Annotated in this window: 3 protein-coding genes and 1 tRNA gene; 1 reads left to right on the forward strand and 3 read right to left on the reverse strand. The window is 35.6% G+C overall.

The window, feature by feature from the left end:
* On the reverse strand, positions 1-324 hold a 324-nt coding region (locus F6K13_RS23200; RefSeq protein ID WP_287288532.1), incomplete at its 3' end, for a metal-binding protein.
* A 112-nt stretch (positions 325-436) separates the two neighbouring features.
* Here F6K13_RS23200 and F6K13_RS23205 point away from each other — a divergent pair.
* Positions 437-508, forward strand: a tRNA-Val gene (locus tag F6K13_RS23205).
* A 461-nt stretch (positions 509-969) separates the two neighbouring features.
* On the opposite strand, the gene kaiC is transcribed toward F6K13_RS23205, so the two are convergent.
* Positions 970-2,529 (reverse strand): circadian clock protein KaiC, encoded by a 1,560-nt coding sequence (gene kaiC / locus F6K13_RS23210; protein WP_124155263.1) that lies wholly within the window; start codon positions 2,527-2,529, stop codon positions 970-972.
* Between the two features lie 400 nt (positions 2,530-2,929).
* The gene (kaiB, locus tag F6K13_RS23215) at positions 2,930-3,244 is read right to left on the reverse strand and encodes a circadian clock protein KaiB (protein ID WP_124155262.1); all 315 of its coding nucleotides are present in this window, start codon (positions 3,242-3,244) and stop codon (positions 2,930-2,932) included.
* Positions 3,245-3,742 lie beyond the last annotated feature (498 nt).

Genomic DNA, 3,742 nt, shown 5'->3' on the forward strand with positions numbered 1-3,742 from the left:
TATAAAACCAAATACAACCACCACTCCCAACCATGTTAAAAGATATAGCAATCGTATTGCAGTACCAATTATCGGTCCGTGAGATAAAAAGGAGCGATGATTCAGACTGGTTTGGTAGGGTCGCCAAAGCCACTTAAACCAACCCCATCGTTGAAATTGCCGAGAATTAATGTCCAGATCAGGGCCAAACATTAGCCCACTGAACAAAAAACCCCCAGAAATAAATAACGTTAAATGGGTACTCTGAATTAACCCAAAGCTTAAACTTGTTACTATGGGTAAACTCCACAAGGTTATTCGGTCATGGGTGTGGCCACTGGGCATAGCAGATTTAATCTAGGCCAAAAAATGCAGAATATATTTATCAAACTTAGCAGATAAAAGATACTTTTTTTTACTTGCATATTTAGTAAGATGTGTTATACTTATAAAAGTTGGGCGGTTAGCTCAGCGGTAGAGCGCCTGCCTTACAAGCAGGATGTCACTGGTTCAAATCCAGTACCGCCCATAAAATAAGTCTAGGTATTTGTTATTGTTATGGTAATCATTTTTGAAATTCCAATTTAACTCTAATTTATACCTTTTTGATTGATTTTCTCCTTTTCTGCCGGTCTCTGTAAAATGTTGGCTATATTAGTTTTGACTTTAGTGGACTAGACAACTTCGACGATTTCAGACAACTTCTGATTTCAGCATATCTACTTTGAAGTGAAAGTCCCATTCTTAATGAAAATGAAAATGGATATATTTGTTGAGGTACTTATTACTTTTGATTTCCACAAAGGCGATCGCCATACCAAATTTTATTTTACCGGACAATCAAGGTTTAAAGCTTCTGCCTAGCTACGCCACGGACTGTCACTCTACAAGCAGCAAACAAGAAAAATTTTTCCTTTTAGTAAACCCTCTTCTTTTCAATGCAATGAAAGGTAAAGTTAATAGTTAATTATTAATTGTTGAAATTCTATCCTATTCTTCTGGTACCTTCTCTTGAACTCCCTGTATTATTCTAGATAATTCACTTTTCTCGTTAACTACAATTCTAGTGGGAGAACCACTAATAATTCTTTCATAGCTACGGAAGGAATCTTTGATATCAGGACCATTTGATGTTATTGTATATTCTCTAATTCCTTTATCATGCCATGAACCACGCATTTTGAAGACATTAATAGCGCGGGACATTTCACCACGAATTTCCACATACTGTAGCATTATGATTGTATCGGTAATAGTCGAAATATGAGTATTCGTAATAGAATGAGACCCCATAAATTGATCGGTCGTATTAGTAAAAAATCCTGTTATTTCTTCTTGCTTGGCAAAACCAGTTACCCCAATCACAAATTGTCTAAAAGCATTATTACTTACTCCTCTTGCTAAAGCAGATAGAGAATCAATAGCTATTCTAGAAGGTTTAAAGTTGGCAATTTCTGATTTAATAATTTGTAAGTGGTCTTCTAAACCTGCTGATTCTGGGTAGCTACACAAGATTCTTAATAATCCCTTTTTTTCTAATTCTTCAAAATCTATACCCCAAGAATAGGCATTACGAAATAATTGAGCACGAGATTCTTCATAAGCAAAAAGCATCGCAGGTTCATTATTTGTACAACCATTTTCTAAGAATTTACTTACTAAAAGAGTTTTTCCTGTACCTGTAGCTCCAGTTGCTAATATGATTGAATCTTTAAAGAAACCACCTCCACACATTTTATCTAGAACTTCATCTCCAGAGGAAACTCTAACATTTGAAGAACGTTGAGTCAGTCGCATTGCTCCTAGTGGGAATATATTTACACCATCATTAGTAATCGTAAATGGATATTCCCCCTTCATGTGGGTTGTCCCCCTAAGTTTTAAGATTTCCATGGTTCGCCTTCTACGCTCGCCTTCTAGAGCATTACGAACTATAACAACATTATCCGAGACAAATTCTTCTACTCCAAATCTGGCTACTGGACCATATTCTTCTACTCTTTCAGTAGTCATAATTGTAGTTGCACCAACTTGTTTGAGTCGGGCAACTAAACGAAATATTTCTCTTCTGACTACAGAAGCAGCATCATATTGTTGAAATACAGCAGTTACTGAATCAATAGAAACTCTTCTTGCTTTGTATTTACGAATGGCATATTGAATTCTTTCTATTAAGGCAGATAAATCAAAATTTCCTACTATATCTTGCCCCTCTGGATCGGGAGAAGCGTCTAATATAAATAATTTCCCATCATTAACTAATTTCTGTAAATTCCAACCAAAACTGTAGGCGTTTTTAATAATATCGTGGGGAGATTCTTCAAAGGTTACAAATACTCCTGGTTCATCAAAATAGATAATTCCATTATAAAGAAACTGAATAGCAAGCAATGTCTTACCAGTTCCAGATGTACCACTTACTAATGTAGTCCTGCCAACTGGCATACCCCCATGACTGATGTCGTCGAACCCCTCAATCATAGTCCGAATCTTCTCAACTCCTACTGTTGCTATTCCATCTCTTTTAATAGGTTCACTATTTTCATTCATATTTTTATCTTTGGAATATTAAAAAAATTTTAGCTATCCACAAATATATAAGTATATCTACATATATCAGGATTGTCGCATCATTATGTACGGCGTTTTTAATTTTGGTAGGATTATAGAGAAATGTGCTCTCTGGCTTTTGTCTTCAGGCAAAAGTTGATCAAAAAAAATAATATGGGTCTAGAACCCCGCTTTTTAAGGCGAAATATTTTTGGAGAGTTGCTCAAATCCCCTATTTCCCCTCCTGGGAGGCAGTAGGGGTGGGTTAACTTCTGACTTCTGACTTCTGACTTCTGACTTCGTTAAATGCCATACCTAAATGAAAATGGCGACTATGTCCAGAATACTTATATCACAAAATACTAAAATTTTTTATGTTAATTGTATCAATAAGTTCATTTTAGAGATTAAATTCGTCTTCATTGAGTTCCTCATAAAGTAGATCTAATCCAATTAATACCTTTTCTCTATCTGAAAGATCCCCAATTATTTTTCTCACAGGTGGGGGCAATATTTTTGACAAAGTTGGTGTGGCCAATATTTTATCCTCTTCTGCTAATTGAGGATTTTTTAGTACATCTATGACTTTAAGGGCATAAACTCCTTGAAATTCTTGCTCAAGGATTTCTTTGAGTGTCTTTAGCGCTCGCACAGAATTAGGAGTATTTCCAGCAACGTACAACTTTAACACGTAGGTTTTCTTCAGGGGACTCATAGTTATTCTCTAGTGATTTTTGGCTGTTTGAAGAGTTTTTTCTTGATGAACAGAGTTTTTAACTATGTTTAAATTTTACTATTAAAAAAAATTATATTTTTTGTTCTCCTAAGGTAGAGGTTAGCAGGGAATAAGGGATAGTTACTTTCGTCTACCCCTGTTCACTATTGGGTTTAATATTCCACGGCTCATCTTTAGATTAATCAATCTGGGTGGAGTTTAATCCCCACCTCAATTGCCCCAACTCCCATAGGTTCCAAATTCGACGGTTCCTCTACCCAATTCCCTTGTTCAATTTGAAGGTTCATTTATTCATTGAAATATATTTGATAATGTAAAAGTTTTAAATTTTATTAAAGCTACATTATCTATTTTTGACATACTCCCGGCGCTGAATTAAAAATTACAGCGCGGGATTCTCACCCATCTGTGATTCTTGATTCAGCGACACCACTTACTATTTCAGGTTGCCCATCTACAGCAGAGGTGGTAGTCTCC

The organism is Okeania sp. SIO2B9, from assembly GCF_010672505.1.
Lineage (GTDB): Bacteria > Cyanobacteriota > Cyanobacteriia > Cyanobacteriales > Microcoleaceae > Okeania > Okeania hirsuta.